This window comes from Brevibacterium yomogidense (assembly GCF_016107685.1).
Lineage (GTDB): Bacteria > Actinomycetota > Actinomycetes > Actinomycetales > Brevibacteriaceae > Brevibacterium > Brevibacterium yomogidense.
The window spans coordinates 268,652-287,493 of the sequence record NZ_JABASY010000004.1 but is presented as its reverse complement, the minus strand read 5'-3'; the positions used below and the strand labels follow the sequence as shown (position 1 = coordinate 287,493).

Here is an 18,842-nt window from a genome sequence, read left to right as displayed (position 1 = left end):
GCATGTCAACGGAGACGTCTGGGCAGACACCGCCCGCAGCCGCCAAGCGCGTGAGGCAGAGCTCCTCCCAGCGCCGTGCGGCGATCGAGGCCGCCGCCCGCACCCTCGCGCTCACGTACGGACTGCAGAACCTCACCCACCGCAGCATCGCCAAGCACTTGGGGATCACCCACACGCTGGTCGTCCACCATGCGCCCGACGTGGGTGAGATCCGGTCTCGCGCGTGCCAGGTGCTGCTCGAGGAGGAGTACGCGACGATGGAGGGCCTCGTCGCCGCACGGTCCACTGCGGTCGGCCGCCTGTCGGCACTCATCCACGCACTCGGCAGACCGGGACGCGAAGAGCAGGCGGGCGTGTGGTTCGACGGCTGGAGCATCGGCCGCCGCGACGAGCGGATGGCCCGGACCGTGCGGTTCGCGATGGATACGTGGCAGGGCTTCATCACGCGGATCCTCATCGACGGCGTGCAGCGCGGCGAGTTCGTGGTCGATGATCCGCAGGCCTGCGCGTGGGAGTTCATCGCTCTGCTCGACGGGCTCAATGCCCACACCCTCGTCGCATACGGAGACCCCGCCGATTACCCTGCACGCCTGGCCGCCCCGCTGGCCGGGCGCCTGTCGATCCCCGCCGCGACCCTCATCGCCGCTCACACCGAGGAGACACCATGACCACCGACTCGACCCCCGAGGCCGCCCCCACCACCGCCGAGGCCGCACCCACTCTCACCTGCGACGTCGTCGTCGTGGGTGCGGGCATCGCGGGACTCACCGCCGCGGACCGCCTCGCGGCCGCCGGGCTGGACGTGCGCGTCGTCGAGGCCCGCGACCGCGTGGGCGGACGGACAGAGGGAGGCACCTTCGCTTCGGGCACGGTCATCGAGCTGGGAGGGCAGTGGGTCGGCCCCACCCAGGACGAGGTCCTCGCCCTGGCGGACAGGCTGGGCCTCGCCACCTTCACCGTCCACGACGAGGGTGCCTCGCTGCTCTTCGCAGGCGGCGAGCGCACGGAGGGCGACGAGGACGCGTTCGGCTTGAGCGGGGAGTCCGCGCGGGCGTTCACGGAGCTCGTCGAGCTCATCGACCGCACGGCGGCGACGATCGACCTGGACGCGCCGTGGGAGTCACCTGCGGCAGCGGATCTGGACCGGATGACGGCGGCGCAGTGGCTCGACGAGCACTGCGAGGACCCCGGGGCGCGGGCGTTCATCGGCACGATGTTCACCACGATCTTCGCAGCGGAAGCCGACGAGAGCTCCGCGCTCCACATGCTCTTCTACCTGGGCTCCGGCGGCGGCCTGCACCGGATGATGCTCACGATCGGCGGCGCGCAGGAATCCCGGGTGCGCGGCGGCACCCACCTGCTGTCGGAACGGCTGGCAGAACAGCTGGGCGACCGGGTACTCCTCGACGAGGAGGTCACGGGCGTCAGCGGGTGGGACGCGGACAGTGCCGGCGAGGGCGCAGTCGGCGCGCGCGTGGACGCGGCAGCTGGGCACCGGGACGACTCCGGCCGGGCCCCGATCGCGGTGACGACCGCGCATCGCACCCTGCACTGCGACCGGGTGATCGTCGCGGTACCGCCCACGATGGCCACGCGCCTGTCATTCGACCCGCCGCTGCCGGCCCTGCGGGACCGGGCACAGTCCCACATGCTGCCGGGCGACGCCATCAAGTTCCAGGTCGAGTACCAGCACCCGTTCTGGCGGGATGCCGGGCTGAGCGGCACGGTGCTGAGCCTCGACCACGACGTGTCGCTCGTCTACGACAACTGCATCCCGGACCCGGACACGGGCACAGTCGATCGCGGCGTGCTCGTCGCGTTCGTCGAGGGGCGGCACGCCCGCGCATTCCATTCGCTCGAGGAGGCTGAGCGCACCCGTCGCGTCGTCGCGGACCTCACCGTCTTCTTCGGTGAGGAGGCGGCCAGCCCCTCCGAGGTGCTGCAGCGGAATTGGACGGAGGAGCCGTTCACGCGCGGCTGCTACGGCGGCCGGTTCGGCACGGGGCTGTGGACGACGGCCGGCACGCACCTGGCCGCCCCGTCCGGCCGGATCCACTGGGCGGGCGCAGAGACCGCGGCTGTGTGGAACGGCTACATCGACGGCGCCATCCGCTCCGGGCGGAGAGCCGCCGACGAGGTCGTCAGCCTCCCGGAGACTCCTCGCCTCCCGTAGGGTCCTGCGCCAGTCGCATGCTGCTGATGAGCATGTCGATGAGCTCCGACTGCAGCGAGTCCAGCTCCCCGGGCAGCGGCGTGTGCACCTGCGCGCTGCGCTGGCGCAGCTCCGGGTCCGTCAGCGGCACAGCTTTGAGCTGCGGGTCGTCCGCGATCTCCTGACCCAGCATCGAGCGGAACACGACGCCGCCCCCACGCCGTGCGAAGTCGAGCAGGACCGCACTGCGGTCGGCCTCCACGACGGGGTCCAATTCGTGTCCCCGCTGAGACGCCGCAGCGGACAGCAGATCACGCTGTGAACTCTGCCCACTGAGCAACCCGTAGGGGTGCTCGAGCGCTTCCTCGAGACTCAGCGCCAATCTGCCTGCGAGCTCGTGGTCGACGGACATGATCGCGGCCATCGGCAGCTGCTCCGTGTACTCGACCCGCACTCCGGTGGGGATCCCTGTGACGAAGCATGCCCCCATGTCGACGCGCGCATCCCGTACGAGCTGGACGGTCTGTGCACTCGAGCACGCGATCACGTCGATCCGCGCGGTCGGGTGGGTGCGGACGAAATCGGCGATCACACTGCCGACGAGAGACTCCGCGAAACCGTCGGAACAGGCGATGCGCAGCCGCCTGACGCCACCAGCGGTATGCGTGAGATCGGCCAGCAACTGCTCCCGTTCGACATCCGATCGTCGCACCGAGGCGAGGAGCCGGTACCCGTGCGTCGTGAGCTCCATGCCCCGACCGTGCCGCACGAAGAGCGGCACCCCCAGGGAGCGCTCGAGCTTCACGATCTGGCGGCTCACCGCGGATCCCGCCACGTGCAGCCGTCGCGCGGCCTCGTTGACGGAGCCCGCGGCTGCCGTCTCGCGAAAGTACTGCAGCTCGACGGACAGGATCTCAGCCACGACTCGCACCCCTCGTTCCGTTGCCTCTGGGGCAACGGTACAGTGCGCGATCGGCTGTGGCTCGCACCACACAGGCGGGGTCGACCTGACGTACCTTCGTCTGAGAGGACTGACGGGTCGGCCCCCTTCACCGCCGAAGGCCGCACTCGATCGCTGGCACACGGAAGAACTGTCCGTGGTGATCCAGGCAACGACTTCCAGGAGAGACTTCGTGCACGCACCCACCACAGCTCCGCCGGTCAGACGCCGGACCCGTCTCCTCGACGCGATCGAGTGGTTCGGGAACAAGCTGCCGGAGCCGATGATCATCTTCCTGTGGCTCATCGGCATCATCATGGTGGGCTCTGCAGCGCTCGCCGCTGCGGGGGTCTCCGTCATCCACCCCGACAGCGGTGAGGACACTCCCGTCCAGAGCCTCCTCAGCGGTGAAGGGCTGCAGTTCGTCCTCGAGAACACAGTGTCGAACTTCGTCGGATTCGCGCCCGTGGGCACGGTCCTCACGATCATGCTGGGCATCGGACTGGCGGACAAGATCGGGCTGCTGCAGTCGCTCATCCGTGCGGTGATGCTCAACATCCCGGTGTGGCTGCTGCCCTTCGCCGTCTTCTTCGTCGCGAACACGGCGACGATCGCCGCGGACGCCGCGTTCCTCATCATGCCGCCGCTCGCGGCGATCGTGTACCGGACGCTGGGTCGCAACCCACTGGTCGGGATCGTGTCCGCTTTCGCCGGCTCCTCCAGCGGCTACGGGTCCGGATTCCTCATCACGTCGATGGAGCCGATCCTCGCCGGGCTGTCGACGGAGGCCGTCTCCATCATCGGTGCAGACCTCGAGGTCACCGCGGTCGACAACTACTACTTCATGGTCGCCGCCGCAGTCCTCTGCACCGTGGTGGGCGGATGCATCACGCGATGGGTGGTGGAGCCCCGGTTCGGCGAGTACGCCGGTGAGCAGATGGCGACCGCGGAGCCCCTCAACACGGAAGAGAAGCGCGGGCTGATCGCGGCGGGGCTGGCGGCCGCCGCCTTCATCGCGGTCATCGCTACCGTCGCACTTCTGCCGGGCTCACCGATGCAGAACGAGGACGGGGGCTTGGTCCCCTCGCCTCTGCTGAGCGGTGTGGTCCCGGTCCTGCTCGTCTTCTTCACGCTCACGGCGCTGGCCTACGGCGCCGGCGCCAGGAAGATCTCGCGCGGCCGTGACGTGGTCGAGCACTTCGCGGAGGCGGTGGGGAGCATGCGCCACTTCCTCGTGGTGATCTTCTTCATCAGCCAGTTCAGCGCGTACTTCACATGGTCGAACATCGGGCTGTGGGTGTCCGTCAACGGGGCCCAGGCCCTCATCGCCATGAATGCCTCCGGGATCGGCCTGCTGGTGGGCGTCGTCATCGTGTCCGCCATCATCACACTGCTCATCACCAGCGGAACGGGTCTGTGGGCGATCCTCGCCCCGATCTTCGTCCCCATGTTCATGCAGCTGGGCTTCCACCCGGCCGCCGTCCAGATGGCCTACCGGATCGGCGACTCCTCGACCTCGATGGTCACCCCGCTCATGCCCTACATGATCGTGATCCTGGGCTTCATGCGCGAATGGGACCCCAAGCAGGGCCTGGGGAATCTCATCTCGGCAACACTGCCGTACGCGGTGGGAGTCTTCATCGCTCAGAGCGGTCTGTTCCTCGTCTTCTACGCAGCGGGTCTACCCATCGGTCCGGGGGTCGGTTTCCACCTCGAATGATCACCCGTGTCGCCGCCCCACTCTTCACGCACATCGCCGCACCCTCTCATTCCATGTCCTGCCGAAAGGAACCCCATGACGATCTCCGGCCCCACCCGTTCCGACGCCGTCGCCGCCGCACACGGGCGGTTCGACTCCGGGCAGCTCTTCGAAGAGCTCGCCGCGCGGGTGCAGCGGCGCACCGTGAGCACGGACCCGTCGCTCGCGGAGGAGACGGAGGAGTACTTCAGAGCCGACCTGGGCCCCGCCGTCCAGGCGATGGGGTTCACCTGGAACCGGTTCGACAACCCGGCCTCGTCCACGCACCCGTTCTTCGTGGCGGAGCGGATCGAGGAGGACGCGGCCTTCACCGTCCTCATGTACGGCCATGCGGACGTGCAGCCGCCGCAGACCGGTCAGTGGCGCGACGGCCTGGACCCGTGGACGCTCACGGTCGACGGTGACCGGTGGTACGGACGCGGGTCCGCGGACAACAAGGCGCAGCACACGATCAACCTGGCCGCACTCGACGAGGTGATCCGTCTGAGCGGCGGCACGCTGGGCTACAGCGTGAAGCTGCTCGTCGAATCCGGGGAGGAGGCCGGGTCCCCGGGTCTGTCGCAGTTCTGCGCCGACCACCGCGAGGAGCTCGCCGCGGACGTCTTCCTCGCCTCCGACGGGCCCCGCATGTCCGCGGAGACACCCACCGTCTTCCTGGGTTCCCGCGGCACCACGCTGATCCGGCTCGAGGTGGACGAGCGCGACCGCGCGCACCACTCCGGCAACTGGGGCGGGGTGCTGTCCAACGCCGGCACGATCCTCGCCCATGCGCTGGCGTCGCTCGTCGACGCCCGCGGCCGCATCCTCGTCGATGCGCTGCGCCCCACCGGCATCGACGATGCGGTGCGCCGCGCCACCTCGACGCTGCGGGTGGGCAGCGACCCCGGCGACCCCGCACTCACCGAGGGCTGGGGCGAGCCGGGCCTGTCACCCGCCGAACGCCTCTTCGCGTGGAACACGCTGGAGATCCTGGACTTCCTCTGCGGTGACCCGCACCAGCCGGTCGGAGCGATCCCCGGGAGCGCACACGCGGATCTGCAGTTCCGCTGCGTCGTGGGTTCGACCGACGCCGAGGCCGTGGTCCCCGCGATCCGCGCCCACCTGCAGGCGGCCGGTCTCGACCGGGTGAAGGTCGTGGACCGCGGCGGGATGACCGCGACACGTCTGAGTCCGGAGGATCCGTGGGCGCAGCTCGCGCTGGCCTCGTTGGAGGAGACGACCGGGAAGGCTCCGGCGCTTGTCCCGAATCTTGCAGGGACGATCCCGAATGGAGCGTTCGCGGACGTGCTGGGACTGCCGACGGTGTGGGTGCCCCACTCCTACCCGGGGTGTGCGCAGCACGCTCCGAACGAGCACGTGCTGGCGTCCCTGACGCGCGAAGCCATGGGCATCATGGCGGGGCTCCTGTGGGATCTGCGCTCCCACCGACCCTGAGCCGGTCTCAGCTCTGGTCGCGGCGAGCCGCCTCCCGTTCCGCGCGGCGTGCGTCGCGGGAAGCGCGCGCCATCTCGCGGAACTTCTCGAGCTCTGCGAGCGCTTCCGGGGACCCCGGCAGCAGGGGCGCGGGCTGATCGACGGGCGGCACGATGCGGGGGCCTGAGCCCTCGACGACGACGAAGGTGACGGTGCGGTCGGCATCGTGCGTGATCGACAGGTGCACGGTCTCGCCGCCCTTCTGCCGGAAGTGCTCGAGCACCCAGCCGGTCAGCCGGAAACTGGGGGCGCCGGAGAAGGCGGAGACGACCTCGGCCTCCTGCCACGGGATGATCTGCGGCAACTGGAGGGCTTTCACAAGCGCCTCCTTCGCGGAGAAGCGCGCCGCCAGGGATTCCGCGGAGCGCCGCTTGCCGTTCTTCTTGAGCTGCTCCGCGGGGGTGAGGAGCCGGTCCAACAGCTCCGGCACCCGCTCGATGTGTTCTGCGAATCGCGGCACGTCCGCGATGTCGACGCCTACTCCGATGATCGCCATGAGGACGACCGTAGCCGATCCCCGTCACCGCGGACGCGGATCGCCCCGCCGTCATGGACAGCGGGGCGATCACAGGCCACCTGGGCCGCTCACTCCACGGTGACGGACTTCGCGAGGTTGCGCGGCTGGTCGACGTCCAGCTCCTTCGCGGTGGCGAGCTCCATCGCGAAGATCTGCAGCGGCACGGTCGCCAGCAGGGGCGCCAACAGGGTCGTGGTCTCCGGGACGTAGAACACCTCGGAGGCGAACTCCTCGACCTCGGTCGATCCCTCCTCTGCGATGACGACCGCGTTCGCACCACGGGCGCGCACTTCCTGGATGTTCGACAGCACCTTCGCGTGCAGCGAGTCGCGGCCCTTCTTCGATGGGACGACGATGATGACCATCTGCCCTTCGTCGATGAGCGCGATCGGGCCGTGCTTGAGTTCGCCCGCGGCGAAGCCCTCCGCGTGGATGTAGGCGAGCTCCTTGAGCTTGAGCGCCCCCTCCATCGCGACGGGGTAGCCCACGTGACGGCCCAGGAAGAGCACCGACTGCTCGCCCTTGTGGCGGACGGCGAAATCGGTCACCTGCTGCTTCGTCTCGTCGAGGATGCGCTGGATCTTCGCGGGGATCGCCTCGAGCTCGTCGAGGATCACCCGGATCTCGTCGCTGTACTTGTTGCCGCGCAGCTGCGCCAGGTAGAGGCCCAGCAGGTAGCAGGCGACGACCTGCGACAGGAACGCCTTCGTCGACGCGACCGCGATCTCCGGACCGGCGTGCGTGTAGAGGACTCCGTCGGATTCGCGCGGGATGGTCGAACCGAAGGTGTTGCAGATCGCGATGACCTTCGCACCCTGCGCACGTGCGTGGCGGACCGCCATGAGCGTGTCCATCGTCTCGCCCGACTGCGACACGGCGACGACGAGCGTCTTCTCCGTCACGACGGGATCGCGGTACCGGAACTCGTGGGCGAGTTCGACCTCGGTCGGGATGCGGCACCAGTGCTCGATCGCGTACTTCGCGACCTGACCGGCGTAGGCGGCCGTGCCGCAGGCGATGACGACGATCTTGTCGACGGATTTGAGGACCGATTCCTCGATCCGCATCTCCGACAGCTGGAGCCTGCCGTCCAACCCGAAGCGTCCCAGCAGTGTGTCCGCGACCGCCTGCGGCTGGTCGTGGATCTCCTTGTCCATGAAGGAGGCGAAGCCGCCCTTCTCCGCGGTCGCCGGATCCCAGTCGACGTCGAAGGGCTCACCGTCGACCGGGTTGCCCGCCGCGTCGATGATCCGCACGTCGTCCGGGGTGATCGTGACGATCTGGTTCTGACCGATCTCCACCGCGCGGCGCGTGTAGTCGATGAACGCGGCGACATCGGAGCCCAGGAAGTTCTCGCCGTCGCCCAGGCCGATGACCAGCGGCGAGTTCAGGCGGGCGGCGACCACGGTGTCCGGGGCGTCCGCGTGGACGGCCAGCAGGGTGAATGCGCCCTCGAGCTGTCCGACCGTCACCCGCATCGCCTCGGTCATGTCACCGGACGCGCGGTAGTTCTTCGCAAGCTGGTGGGCGGCGACCTCGGTGTCCGTCTCGGAGGCGAAATCGACGCCGCCGGCGACGAGCTCCGCCTTAAGCTGCGCGTAGTTCTCGATGATGCCGTTGTGGATGAGCGCGAGCCTGCCGTCGTCGGCCAGGTGCGGGTGGGCGTTGCCGTCCGTGGGACCGCCGTGCGTCGCCCACCGGGTGTGACCGATCCCCGTGAGAGCCTCCGGGAGTGGGTCGTCCTTCACCTCGTCGAGGAGGTTGGCGAGCTTGCCGGCGCGCTTCCGGGAGGCGAGCTCACCGCTGTCGGTGACGACTGCGACGCCCGCGGAGTCGTACCCGCGGTACTCGAGGCGGCCCAGGCCCTGCAAGAGGACGTCGAGGGCGAGGTGGTCGGCACCGTCACGGGCGGCCGAGGAGACATATCCGACGATTCCACACATGGAAAAAGCGTAACCGCCGGAGCAAGGGCACACGTGCCGGTCGGCCGGGCCAGTACCGTGATCCGAAGGAAAGACGCAGGTTCGGCGTGCTCCGCGTCACGCGGCCGACTGCGATATCCGCCGCATCACTCGACCACGCAGCCGGTCACCGCTCCACCCGGTACCGGTGGAACGCCGGGACCAGCGCACACGCGGTGACGACGCCGACGATGACGAGCAGTCCCCCGCCGCCGGTGGCCCACCCGGCGCCCACGCCCGAGGCCGCCCACCCGTGGAGGATGTCGGCCAGTCGCGGTCCACCCGCGACGACGACGATGAAGACCCCCTGCAGCCGGCCTCGCACGTCGTCGCTCGCGGCCTCCTGCAGCATCGTGGAGCGGAAGGCCGCCGACGCCATGTCCGCGGCCCCGCCCACCACGAGCATGCCGAGGCCCACGACGAGGAGGACGAGCAGCATCCCGCTGACGACGAGTCCGCCGTCCGGGCCCGAGGTCGTGGACCCGGCCGCGGCCTCGGCGGCGGGGAGGTGACGGTCGGCGAGGCCGACGGCCAGTCCCAGCACGGCCATCGCGGCGCCCCACACGATGATCGCGTTGACGACGGCGAGTCCCTGCCGCTCCACCCGGGACACCCAGCCGGAGAAGATCCCGCCCAGCACGGTGCCGGCCGGCATCGCGGCGAAGAACAGCGCGTAGACGATCCCTCCGTCGACGGGCCCGCCGAACGATTCGTGGGCGATCTCCGGGAAGAGGATGCGGGGCATGCCGAACACCATCGCGATGATGTCGACGACGAAGCTCATGAGCAGCACGTGGTGCAGGCGCAGGTAGCGGAACCCGTCGATGACGCTGCGCAGGCCGGGACTGCTGATCGCGTTGTCCGGGACCAGGGACGGCAGGCGGATCACCGCGTAGAGGGTCGCCAGCAGGAAGAGGGTGTCCGCGAGGTACAGCCACGCGAATCCCATGATGGGGATGAGTGCGCCGCCCACCAGCGGGCCCACGATCGCCCCCGCCATGACGACGGTCATGTTGAGGCTCATCGCGGACGGGAGGAGGTTCATGGGGATGATCTTCGGCAGGATCGCGGTGCGGACGGGCTGGTTGACGGCGAAGAACGACTGCTGGAGCGCGAAGATGGCGAGCAGCAGCCACACGTTGTTCAGCTGCAGGGCCGCCTGCACCCAGAAGAGGGCGGCGGTGAGGATGAGCCCGGTCGTCGTGACGAGGAGCAGCTTCCGACGGTCCATCGAGTCCGCGAGCGCCCCACCCCACAGCCCGAACACGACGAGCGGGACCAGACCGAACACTCCCGTGAGTCCCACCATCGCGGACGACTGGGTGATCGCGTAGATCTGCGCGGGGACCGCGACGACCGTGAGCTGCGCACCGATCGACGTGACGATGTTCGCCGTCCACAGCCTGCGGTAGTGCGCGTGCTGGAGGGGGCGGGTGTCGGCGAAGAGCGCACGCAGGCGACGACGGCGAGGAGGACGAGGGGTCACAGAGGTCGATTGTGTCAGAGCAGGCGGACGGGGCGGCTGGCAGCAGCGCTCTCCTACTCCCCCCGCTTCGCGTAGGCGAGCCCTGCAGGCAACGCGCGCGTCCACGCCTGGTCGCCCCGGAGCAGATTGGTCGCCTGCTCCGTCAAGAAGTCCTGCAATCCTGGTGGCGGGCCGTACCCTCCTGTTCCGTCCTCGCCGATCCCGTCCCCCACCGTCCGCTCAATCGCCCGAAGCGTGTTCGTCACGACCTCAGCGGCGCGAGACCGGGAGAGCCCCCAGGCGGACGCTTCGGCGATGAGGTCCCCCGCAGTGACCGCCCCCGCAGCCGCCTTCCCATTCACGCGCATGGCAAGAGGATCGGGTTCAGCCGTGAAGAACGATTGCGGGACGATGTCGTAGGCGTCGGCGAGCCGCACGGTCCCCTCGGGTTGAGAAGTGGGAACGCCGATCTGCGGCAGCAGGAGCGAGAAATTCTTCGCGTGGGCATCCGTGTTGCCGGCGACGATGTTGAGGGTCGTCATCTGCAGTAGGCCCTCACGGTCGTCCGACCCGGGGGCGAAGACCGACCCGTGCACAGACAGCAGTGAGGCCACATTCCGCAGCGAGGCCCGTGACTCCACCTGCTCGTACTTCGCGTTGCCTCCCCAGGGAAGGCCCAGAGCCTGGGCTGCATCCTCTTGGTGCACACGCACGGCCGGACCGTCGTCGGGGACCACCCGGTCGTAGCGCTCGACCACCAGGACCACGTGCTCTCCTGCGCCCTCCACTGACGCTGAGTGGCCTGACAGACCGATGGCGCGCGCGATCGCGTTGAGGTACGCCTCGGCTCGGACCCCCGCCGCCTCTTCCCGGGGGACGGGCTTGAGCAGGTGTGTGGAAGGGTACGACCCGCGCCCCACCATCCACTTCTCGGTCGCGGAGTCCCACGTGAGCGCGACCTTCGGCCGCACTCCGGTCGCAGAGGAGCCGCCTCCCCCGACTGCGCTGGCCCGCAGGTAACCTCGTGCCCTCTCGAGCACACCGCTGAGATCAGGTTCGTCGAGGACGAGGGGATCCAACGGCGGCCGAGGTTCGCCGATCGTGACAGCACCGCCGACATCCGCACCCACTTCCGCGAGCAGGCCGTGCAGGTCGTCCGATGCGACCCTCGCTTCTCTCGCCAGTTCCTGCAGACCGATCCCTTCCGGCAGCAGTCCGCCGAAGAAGGGCCCGGGGTCCGGTCGGTCCGCACCGAACGGAAGACTGTGGGAGAGCACTGCCGAGTTCAACGGTGACAGTTGCTCCCAACCTTCGGCCCAGCGGAACGAGCTGTCAGGCAGGAACTCACCGATCACCGTCCCCGTGAGCCGTACATCGAGTGATGCGGTCATGACGCGGGCGGTTCGTCGATGCCGTGCACCTCGGCGTCCAGTCGCACACCCAGAGCGGTGAGGACTCGGAAGTAACGGTCGTTGAGCTGCTTGCCCTTCCCCGACTCCAGCTCGGACAGCCATCGCTGGGTGACACCCAGACGCTGGGCCAGGTCCCGCTGCGACACACCGTGGTGGTTCCTCACATAGCGGACAAGGCGGCCCATGTCCGCCGCAGAGCTGATCTGTGCACGCATGCCGCTCCCTGGTCGTCTCTCTCCACCCGTCAATGACTACAATAACGTAATCAACGCGCCGTGACTACCGATTCGTATTCACGACTGACGAGTGCCGCTCTGCCCCGGCCCTCGCTCGGTCGTCCGTCTCACACTCCACCCGCGAGACATGGCTCACGCCGTCGCATGGAAGAATCGGGCGCATGGTTGAGCACGACAGGGAGTCCCTCGTCTCCGATGCCGCCCGACGGCTCGCGGGTCTCCGACCGAAGCCCCGGCCGGACACGGACGCGCAGTCCCCGTACTGGCACTTCACGCGCGAGCAGTGGTCCAGGCTCGCGGACTCCACCCCTCTCCCCCTCACCACGTCCGACGTGGCGCGGCTGCGCGGTCTGGGTGAGCGCATCGACATCGACGAGGTGGAGTCGATCTACCTCCCGCTGTCGCGGCTCCTCAACCTGTACTCCGCGGCGCGGGGGCAGAAGCACGACGTCACGCGGAAGTTCCTCTCCCCGCTGCGCAACGAGGGGTTCGAGCCCGCTCCACAGCGCACACCGTTCGTCATCGGCGTCGCGGGCTCCGTCGCCGTGGGCAAGTCGACGACCGCCCGTCTGCTGCGGGAGATGCTCGCCCGCTGGTCGGACACGCCCCGCGTCGAGCTCCTCACGACGGACGGCTTCCTCTTCCCCAACGCGGAGCTGGCCCGCAGGGGGCTGAGCGGCCGCAAGGGCTTCCCCGAGTCCTATGACCGGCGCGGCCTGCTGCGCTTCATGGCCGCTGTGAAGTCCGGTGCGGAGGAAGTGCGCGCCCCTGTCTACTCGCACCACACCTACGACATCGTCCCCGGCGCCAGCATCACTGTGCGCCGGCCTGACATCCTCATCGTCGAAGGCCTCAACGTCCTCCAGCCGCCCCGCCCCCGCGCAGACGGCAAGGTGGGCGTGTCCGTGAGCGACTACTTCGACTTCTCCATCTACGTCGACGCCTCCGCCGCAGACGTCCGCTCCTGGTACATCAGCCGGTTCCTGCGGCTCAAGCACGGCGCGTTCACGGACCCCGACTCGTTCTTCCACCGCTACTCGCAGCTGAGCGACGACGAGGCCCGTGAACTCGCCACGGAGATCTGGGACTCCATCAACGCCCCCAACCTCCACCAGAACGTCATGCCGTCCCGCGGCCGCGCGGATCTGCTGCTGCGGAAGTCGTCCGACCACTCCGTCTCCCGCATCCAGCTGCGCAAACTGTGAGGCCGTTCAGCCGCGGATGACCTCGCAGAGCTCGTCCGCGAGTGGTCGGCTCGCCACGATGACGCCGGACCAGCGGCGGGTGAGGTCCGTATGGCGGCACGCACCCTCGACGCGCTCTGGGGCCTCTCCCGTGTGATGCGGGAATCGAAAGCGGGTCGGCCGGTGTTGAGATCGTCGATACCGATCGCACCCGACCCCGCGCGCGGGCCCGCCGCGGGCCGCCCGTGCAGGGTGCGGTCGTTCCCGCCTCACTCGTTCCCGCCCTCAGGGAGGCCCTATGAGCATGAACAGTCCCCACATGATGCTGCGCCGGCAGACCAGCAGCGTCCGCTCCGGCGGTGATGCCCCGGACGTGAAGATCGACCGCCCCACCATCAGCCGCATCTTCCGCTTCGCCGCCCGGCAGAAGGGGAAGCTCATCGGCTTCCTCGTCCTGTCCGTCCTGGCGAGCGTCGTGGGCGTCGTCACCCCCGTCCTGTCCGGCAACGTCGTCAACGCGATCACCGCAGGCGGCCCTCTGTCGACCATCGGGTGGCTCGCCGCCGCCATCGCGGGTCTCGCGATCGCCGAGGCCGTCATCACCATCGCGAACCGCTGGCTGTCGTCCCGTGTGGGTGAGGGCCTCATCTACGACCTGCGGACCGCCGTGTACGACCACGTGCAGACGATGCCGATCGCGTTCTTCAACCGCACGCGCACCGGAGCGCTGGTCTCCCGCCTCAACACGGACGTGATCGGCGCGCAGCGCGCGTTCTCCAACACCCTGTCCGGGGTCGTGTCGAACATCGTGTCGCTCGCACTCACGGTGGGTGTCATGGTGACGATCTCCTGGCAGGTCACACTGCTGTCGATCCTCCTCCTGCCGATCTTCCTCATCCCCGCCCGCTCGCTGGGCGGCAAGCTCGCGAAGCTCCAGTACGAAGCGGCTGATCACAACGCGGCGATGTCGACGCGGATGACGGAGCGGTTCTCTGCCGGCGGTGCGACCCTCGTCCGCCTCTTCGGGGATCCCGCGCACGAATCCGCGGAATTCGCGGTGCGTGCCGAACGCGTCCGCGACATCGGCGTGCGCGTCGCGATGCTGCAGGCGACGTTCGTCACCGCGCTCACGCTGGTGAGCGCGCTCGCTCTCGCCCTGGTCTACGGGCTGGGCGGTTGGCAGGCGGTCGCGGGCACGCTCGATGCGGGCCAGGTCGTCACGCTCGCGATGCTGCTCACCCGCCTCTACGGGCCCCTCACGATGCTCGCGAACGCCCGCATGGACATCATGAGTGCGGTCGTGAGCTTCAAGCGGGTGTTCGAGGTCCTCGACCTGGTCGCCCTCATCCGCGAGGCGGACGACCCCACTCCCCTGCCGGACGGCACCCTGTCCGTCGCGTTCCGCGACGTCCGCTTCGCGTACCCCTCCGCGACCGAGGTCTCACTCACCTCCCTCGAAGAGGTCTCGACCCTGGACGAGCGGGGTGGGACCGAGGTCCTCCACGGCATCGACGTCGAGATCCCCGCGGGCCGCACGATCGCACTGGTCGGTTCGTCCGGCGCGGGCAAATCGACGCTCGCCTCCCTGGTGCCGCGTCTGTACGACGTGACCCACGGTGCGGTGGAACTGGGCGGCATCGACGTGCGGCAGCTGTCCTTCCGCGACCTCCAGCGCGCGGTCGGGATGGTGACGCAGGACGGTCACCTCTTCCACGAATCCATCCGCGAGAACCTGCTCATCGCGAAGCCGGGCGCGTCAGAGGAGGATCTGCGCGACGCAGTGCACCGGGCCCGCCTGGACGGAGTGCTGGCGAACCTGCCCGACGGCCTCGACACCGTCATCGGCGAACGCGGCTACCGCCTGTCCGGTGGTGAGCGCCAGCGGCTGACCATCGCCCGCCTGCTGCTCGCCTCCCCGCCGATCGTCATCCTCGACGAGGCGACGAGCGCACTCGATTCGACGAACGAAGCGGCCATCCAGATGGCGTTGGGCGAGGCGATGGAGGGCAGGACCGCCCTCGTGATCGCCCACCGGCTGTCCACGATCAAGGCCGCCGACGAGATCCTCGTGGTCGAGGGCGGCGAGATCATCGAGCGCGGTGATCACGCGGCGCTCCTCACCCGGGACGGGCGCTACGCAGAGCTGTACCGCACCCAGTTCCGCCAGGACAGCTGAGACCGCGCGGCGTCAGAGGGCCAGGCACTCCCCCACGACGGTCGCGAGGTGCTGCGCCTGGGAGTGCGCGTCCTCTTCCGTCGCCGCTTCGACCATCACGCGGATGACCGGCTCCGTACCGGATGCGCGCAGCAGCACGCGACCGGTCTCCCCCAGCTCCGCTTCGACTGCGGCGACCTGCTCCTGCACCGTCGGATCGCTGCCCGCACGGGTCTTGTCGACGCCCTTGACGTTGATGAGGACCTGAGGGAGCTTCGGCACCTCTGCCGCAAGGTCGGCGAGCGTCCGCTTGGACGTCGCCATGCGGTGCATGACGTGCAGCGCAGTCTGCACGCCGTCGCCCGTCGTCCCGTGTTCCAGGAGCAGCACGTGGCCCGACTGCTCGCCTCCCAGCGAATAGCCGCCCTTGAGCATCCGCTCCAGCACGTAGCGGTCGCCCACCGCCGTCTCCTCGATCCGGATGCCGCGCTTCTCCATCGCCAGCCGCAGGCCCAGGTTCGACATGACGGTGACGACGAGTGTGTCGTCTGCGAGAGCCCCGTCCTCCTTCATCCCCAGCGCGAGGATGCCCATGACCTGGTCGCCGTCGACTTCGCGGCCCAGAGCGTCGACGGCCAGGCAGCGGTCGGCGTCGCCGTCGAACGCCACACCCAGATCAGCCTGCTGTTCGACGACTGCGCCGCGCAGGTTGTCGATGTGGGTCGAGCCGACACCGTCGTTGATGTTGTAGCCGTTGGGTTCCGCCGCGGTGACGATCACCTCTGCACCGGCCTGCCGCAGGGCCGCAGGCCCCACGACGGAGGCCGCACCGTGCGCGCAGTCGACGACGACGGTGAGTCCGGACAGCGGCTGCTTCCCCTGGGACACGCCCAGTCCCCGCACCAGATGCTCCGTGAATTCGTCTGCCGCGGCCGGGTAGCGGGCGATCCGCCCCACCTGGGCACCCGTGGGGCGGTTCCAGTCCTTGTCCAGCAGCGCGAGGATCTCGTCCTCCTGCGCGTCGGTGAGCTTCGTCCCGCCGGGGCCGAAGAACTTGATGCCGTTGTCCGGCATCGCATTGTGCGACGCGGAGATCACGACGCCGAACGCGGCACCCGTGGATTTCACCGCGTACGCGATGCCCGGGGTGGGGAGGACACCGACGTCCTGGACGTCGACTCCTGTCGACGCGATGCCGGCGGACGTGGATGCAGCGAGGAACTCACCGCTCACTCGCGTGTCGCGGCCGACGATCGCCACGGGTCGCCTGCCGAACGGAGCGTTCTCTGGCTGGGCGAGCACGCGGCTGCCGGCGACGGCGAGCTGCAGGGCGAGTCGCGCAGTGATGTCGCGGTTCGCGAGACCTCTGACGCCGTCGGTGCCGAAGAGTCGAGACATGTATCCGGTGTCCTTCCTGAGACTGTGGCCCACAGTCTACGGCCGTCCCCGCCGCGAAGGTCCGAAGACGGTGCTGTCGGGACCGCGGGTGTCGGATGCCACAGCCGCGGAGCCCGTGGAACGGGGCGTCGACTGCGGTGGCTCAGTCGACGGCGAGGGATCAGGCGTCTGCGTCCTTCTCCGTGTCCTTCACGAGTGCCAGCTCGAACTCGAGCGTGATCTTGTCGCTCACGAGCAGCCCGCCGGAATCCAGCGGGGTGTTCCACGTGACGTCCCAGTCCCGGCGATCGATGCGACGAGTGCCCTCAAGACCGGCCCGCGTCTGCCCGGAGGGGTCGACGTCGATGCCGATGAGGCTGAGCGGCACGGACAGCGGACGGGTGATCCCACGGATCGTGAGAGAACCGCTCACGATGTAGCTCGCGTCGTCGATCTCCTCGATCTGCGTCGATTCGAACGTCATGTTCGGGTGCGTCTCCACGTCGAAGAAGTCCGCGCTGCGCAGGTGGGCGTCCCGATCGGCGTTGCGTGTGTCGACGCTTGCCATGTCCACCTCGACCGCGACGGTCGAGTTCTCCGGGTGCACGGTGTCGATGACAGCGCTGCCGGTCACCGCGTTGAACGCTCCGCGCACGCGCGTGACCATCGCGTGCCGCGACGAGAATCCGATACGGGAGTGTGACGGATCGATCGCCCAAGCGCCGTCGAGGATCCGGTCGGTCATATGCTTCTGCTCCAAGCTTCTGGCGGTGGGGTGAGCTGGCGGTGCGCACGAAGCGCCCGCAAAGCCGCAGGTGGAAGGGCCTACCCCCATGTCTCGTCCGACAACGATAGTACAGAAAGCATCTACTTCGCGGCTCTCTCATCCGACAAGTTCGATTACCGTCGCGTTCTACTGGAGGGTATCTTCGGGCCGGCCCCCGCATGAATGACGAAGACCCCCGACCGTGCAGGTCGAGGGTCTTCGTGACATCCGTGCCGCAGCGCGCTGCGACGGGATGGGATCAGCGCTTGGAGAACTGCGGCGCCTTGCGCGCCTTCTTGAGTCCTGCCTTCTTCCGCTCCGGGACGCGTGCGTCACGAGTGAGGAAGCCGGCCTTCTTGAGGTCCGGGCGGTTGTTGTCGCGGTCGATCTCGTTGAGTGCCCGTGCCACGCCCAGGCGCACAGCGCCGGCCTGGCCGGACGGCCCGCCACCGCTGATGAGGATGATCACATCGAAGCGACCCTCCAGATCGAGCAGGCGGAACGGATCGTTGACGAGCTGCTGGTGCAGCTTGTTCGGGAAGTAGGTCTCCAGGTCACGGCCGTTGATCGACCATTCGCCGGTGCCCGGCACCAGACGGACGCGAGCGACCGCCTGCTTGCGGCGGCCCACTGCTGCCCCTGGTGCGGTGATCGACTGCCCGCGGCCACCGGCCACGGTTTCGCCCAGGCCCGCATCGGCCGGGGTCTCAGTGCTGTATTCGGTCAGTTCGACATCGTCGACGGTATTCTCTGCCACGATTCTCCTCGGTGAAAGCTGTTCGACCCGCGCGCTTACTGCGCGACCTGGGTGATCTCGTACGGCTGGGGGTTCTGAGCGGAGTGCGGGTGCTCCGAGCCTGCATAGACCTTGAGCTTGCGCATCTGCGCCCGACCGAGGCTGTTCTTGGGGATCATCCCGGTGACTGCCTTCTCGACCGCGCGCTCAGGGCGTGTGGCGAGGAGTTCGGCGTAGTTGACGCTCTTGAGGCCACCCGGGTAGTTCGAGTGGCGGTAGGCGCGCTTCTGCTCCAGCTTGGCACCGGTCAGAGCGACCTTGTCCGCGTTCACGATGATCACGAAATCGCCGGAATCGACGTTCGGCGCGAAAGTGGTCTTGTGCTTGCCGCGGAGCAGACGTGCTGTCTGTGATGCGAGCCGACCAAGAACGACGTCAGTGGCGTCGATGACGTGCCACTGGCGCTGAACATCGCCGGACTTCGGGGTGTACGTACGCAAAGTTGCCTTCTTACATTCGTCAGTAGTCGGTGGACCCGTACACACCCGCTCCCTCGAGTCGTGATTTCGAGTTCACGGACGGGTCTGTCCTGTGCGCGCTACGCTTCCGACACGGATGACCCACCTGAAACCTGCAACGCGACTAGAGGCTTAGCGAGGAACGTGTGCTGACGTACGCAACGACGCTCAAATCTACCGCACTCGGCGTG

Annotated in this window: 16 protein-coding genes; 6 read left to right on the top strand and 10 right to left on the bottom strand. The window is 68.6% G+C overall.

Annotated elements, in window-relative coordinates; genetic code table 11:
* Positions 1 to 2 precede the first annotated feature (2 nt).
* Both JFC09_RS12205 and JFC09_RS12200 read left to right on the top strand, forming a co-directional pair.
* Positions 3 to 668: a TetR family transcriptional regulator C-terminal domain-containing protein gene (locus JFC09_RS12205; RefSeq protein ID WP_198394301.1), complete on the top strand. Its 666-nt coding sequence runs from the start codon at positions 3 to 5 to the stop codon at positions 666 to 668.
* On the top strand, positions 665 to 2,173 hold the full coding sequence (locus JFC09_RS12200; protein ID WP_198394300.1) for a flavin monoamine oxidase family protein: 1,509 nt from the start codon (positions 665 to 667) through the stop codon (positions 2,171 to 2,173). Before JFC09_RS12205 ends, JFC09_RS12200 begins: the two co-directional genes overlap by 4 nt.
* Here the strand turns inward: JFC09_RS12200 and JFC09_RS12195 are convergent.
* Positions 2,142 to 3,074 (bottom strand): LysR family transcriptional regulator, encoded by a 933-nt coding sequence (locus JFC09_RS12195; protein WP_198394299.1) that lies wholly within the window; start codon positions 3,072 to 3,074, stop codon positions 2,142 to 2,144. The genes JFC09_RS12200 and JFC09_RS12195 overlap by 32 nt on opposite strands.
* A 211-nt stretch (positions 3,075 to 3,285) precedes the next feature.
* Between JFC09_RS12195 and JFC09_RS12190 the strand changes: the two genes are divergently transcribed.
* Together JFC09_RS12190 and JFC09_RS12185 are read left to right on the top strand one after the other, a co-directional pair.
* The gene (locus tag JFC09_RS12190; RefSeq protein ID WP_198394298.1) at positions 3,286 to 4,812 is read left to right on the top strand and encodes an AbgT family transporter; all 1,527 of its coding nucleotides are present in this window, start codon (positions 3,286 to 3,288) and stop codon (positions 4,810 to 4,812) included.
* 75 nt (positions 4,813 to 4,887) lie between these two features.
* Positions 4,888 to 6,285 (top strand): M20 family metallopeptidase, encoded by a 1,398-nt coding sequence (locus JFC09_RS12185; protein WP_198394297.1) that lies wholly within the window; start codon positions 4,888 to 4,890, stop codon positions 6,283 to 6,285.
* Positions 6,286 to 6,292: 7 nt separating this feature from the next.
* Here the strand turns inward: JFC09_RS12185 and JFC09_RS12180 are convergent, their stop codons facing one another.
* The 5 genes from JFC09_RS12180 to JFC09_RS12160 all read right to left on the bottom strand — a co-directional run bounded on the left by JFC09_RS12180 (position 6,293) and on the right by JFC09_RS12160 (position 11,894).
* Positions 6,293 to 6,820: a holo-ACP synthase gene (locus JFC09_RS12180; RefSeq protein ID WP_198394296.1), complete on the bottom strand. Its 528-nt coding sequence runs from the start codon at positions 6,818 to 6,820 to the stop codon at positions 6,293 to 6,295.
* 89 nt (positions 6,821 to 6,909) lie between these two features.
* Positions 6,910 to 8,784, bottom strand: a complete 1,875-nt coding sequence (gene glmS, locus JFC09_RS12175; protein WP_198394295.1) for a glutamine--fructose-6-phosphate transaminase (isomerizing) — start codon at positions 8,782 to 8,784, stop codon at positions 6,910 to 6,912.
* Between the two features lie 145 nt (positions 8,785 to 8,929).
* Entirely contained in the window at positions 8,930 to 10,288 is a 1,359-nt protein-coding gene (locus JFC09_RS12170; RefSeq protein WP_198394294.1) for an MFS transporter, read from the bottom strand.
* A 53-nt stretch (positions 10,289 to 10,341) separates the two neighbouring features.
* The gene (locus JFC09_RS12165; RefSeq protein ID WP_198394293.1) at positions 10,342 to 11,658 is read right to left on the bottom strand and encodes a HipA domain-containing protein; all 1,317 of its coding nucleotides are present in this window, start codon (positions 11,656 to 11,658) and stop codon (positions 10,342 to 10,344) included.
* The gene (locus JFC09_RS12160) at positions 11,655 to 11,894 is read right to left on the bottom strand and encodes a helix-turn-helix domain-containing protein (protein ID WP_198394292.1); all 240 of its coding nucleotides are present in this window, start codon (positions 11,892 to 11,894) and stop codon (positions 11,655 to 11,657) included. The genes JFC09_RS12165 and JFC09_RS12160 overlap by 4 nt, the downstream gene beginning before the upstream one ends.
* A 182-nt stretch (positions 11,895 to 12,076) precedes the next feature.
* On the opposite strand from JFC09_RS12160, the gene coaA reads away from it, so the two are divergent.
* Together coaA and JFC09_RS12150 are read left to right on the top strand one after the other, a co-directional pair.
* A complete protein-coding gene (coaA, locus tag JFC09_RS12155; protein WP_198394291.1) occupies positions 12,077 to 13,120 on the top strand; it encodes a type I pantothenate kinase in 1,044 nt (347 codons plus the stop codon).
* Positions 13,121 to 13,397: 277 nt separating this feature from the next.
* Complete coding sequence (locus JFC09_RS12150) at positions 13,398 to 15,275, top strand: ABC transporter ATP-binding protein (RefSeq protein ID WP_198394290.1); 1,878 nt, start codon at positions 13,398 to 13,400, stop codon at positions 15,273 to 15,275.
* A gap of 12 nt (positions 15,276 to 15,287) precedes the next feature.
* Here JFC09_RS12150 and glmM read toward each other — a convergent pair whose 3' ends face one another.
* The 4 genes from glmM to rplM all read right to left on the bottom strand — a co-directional run bounded on the left by glmM (position 15,288) and on the right by rplM (position 18,633).
* Entirely contained in the window at positions 15,288 to 16,652 is a 1,365-nt protein-coding gene (gene glmM / locus JFC09_RS12145; RefSeq protein ID WP_198394289.1) for a phosphoglucosamine mutase, read from the bottom strand.
* A 160-nt stretch (positions 16,653 to 16,812) separates the two neighbouring features.
* Positions 16,813 to 17,376 (bottom strand): YceI family protein, encoded by a 564-nt coding sequence (locus JFC09_RS12140; protein WP_198394337.1) that lies wholly within the window; start codon positions 17,374 to 17,376, stop codon positions 16,813 to 16,815.
* 280 nt (positions 17,377 to 17,656) lie between these two features.
* Positions 17,657 to 18,154 (bottom strand): 30S ribosomal protein S9, encoded by a 498-nt coding sequence (gene rpsI, locus JFC09_RS12135; RefSeq protein WP_332839754.1) that lies wholly within the window; start codon positions 18,152 to 18,154, stop codon positions 17,657 to 17,659.
* A gap of 35 nt (positions 18,155 to 18,189) precedes the next feature.
* Positions 18,190 to 18,633, bottom strand: coding sequence for a 50S ribosomal protein L13 (gene rplM / locus JFC09_RS12130; protein WP_198394288.1), 444 nt, complete (start codon positions 18,631 to 18,633; stop codon positions 18,190 to 18,192).
* Positions 18,634 to 18,842 lie beyond the last annotated feature (209 nt).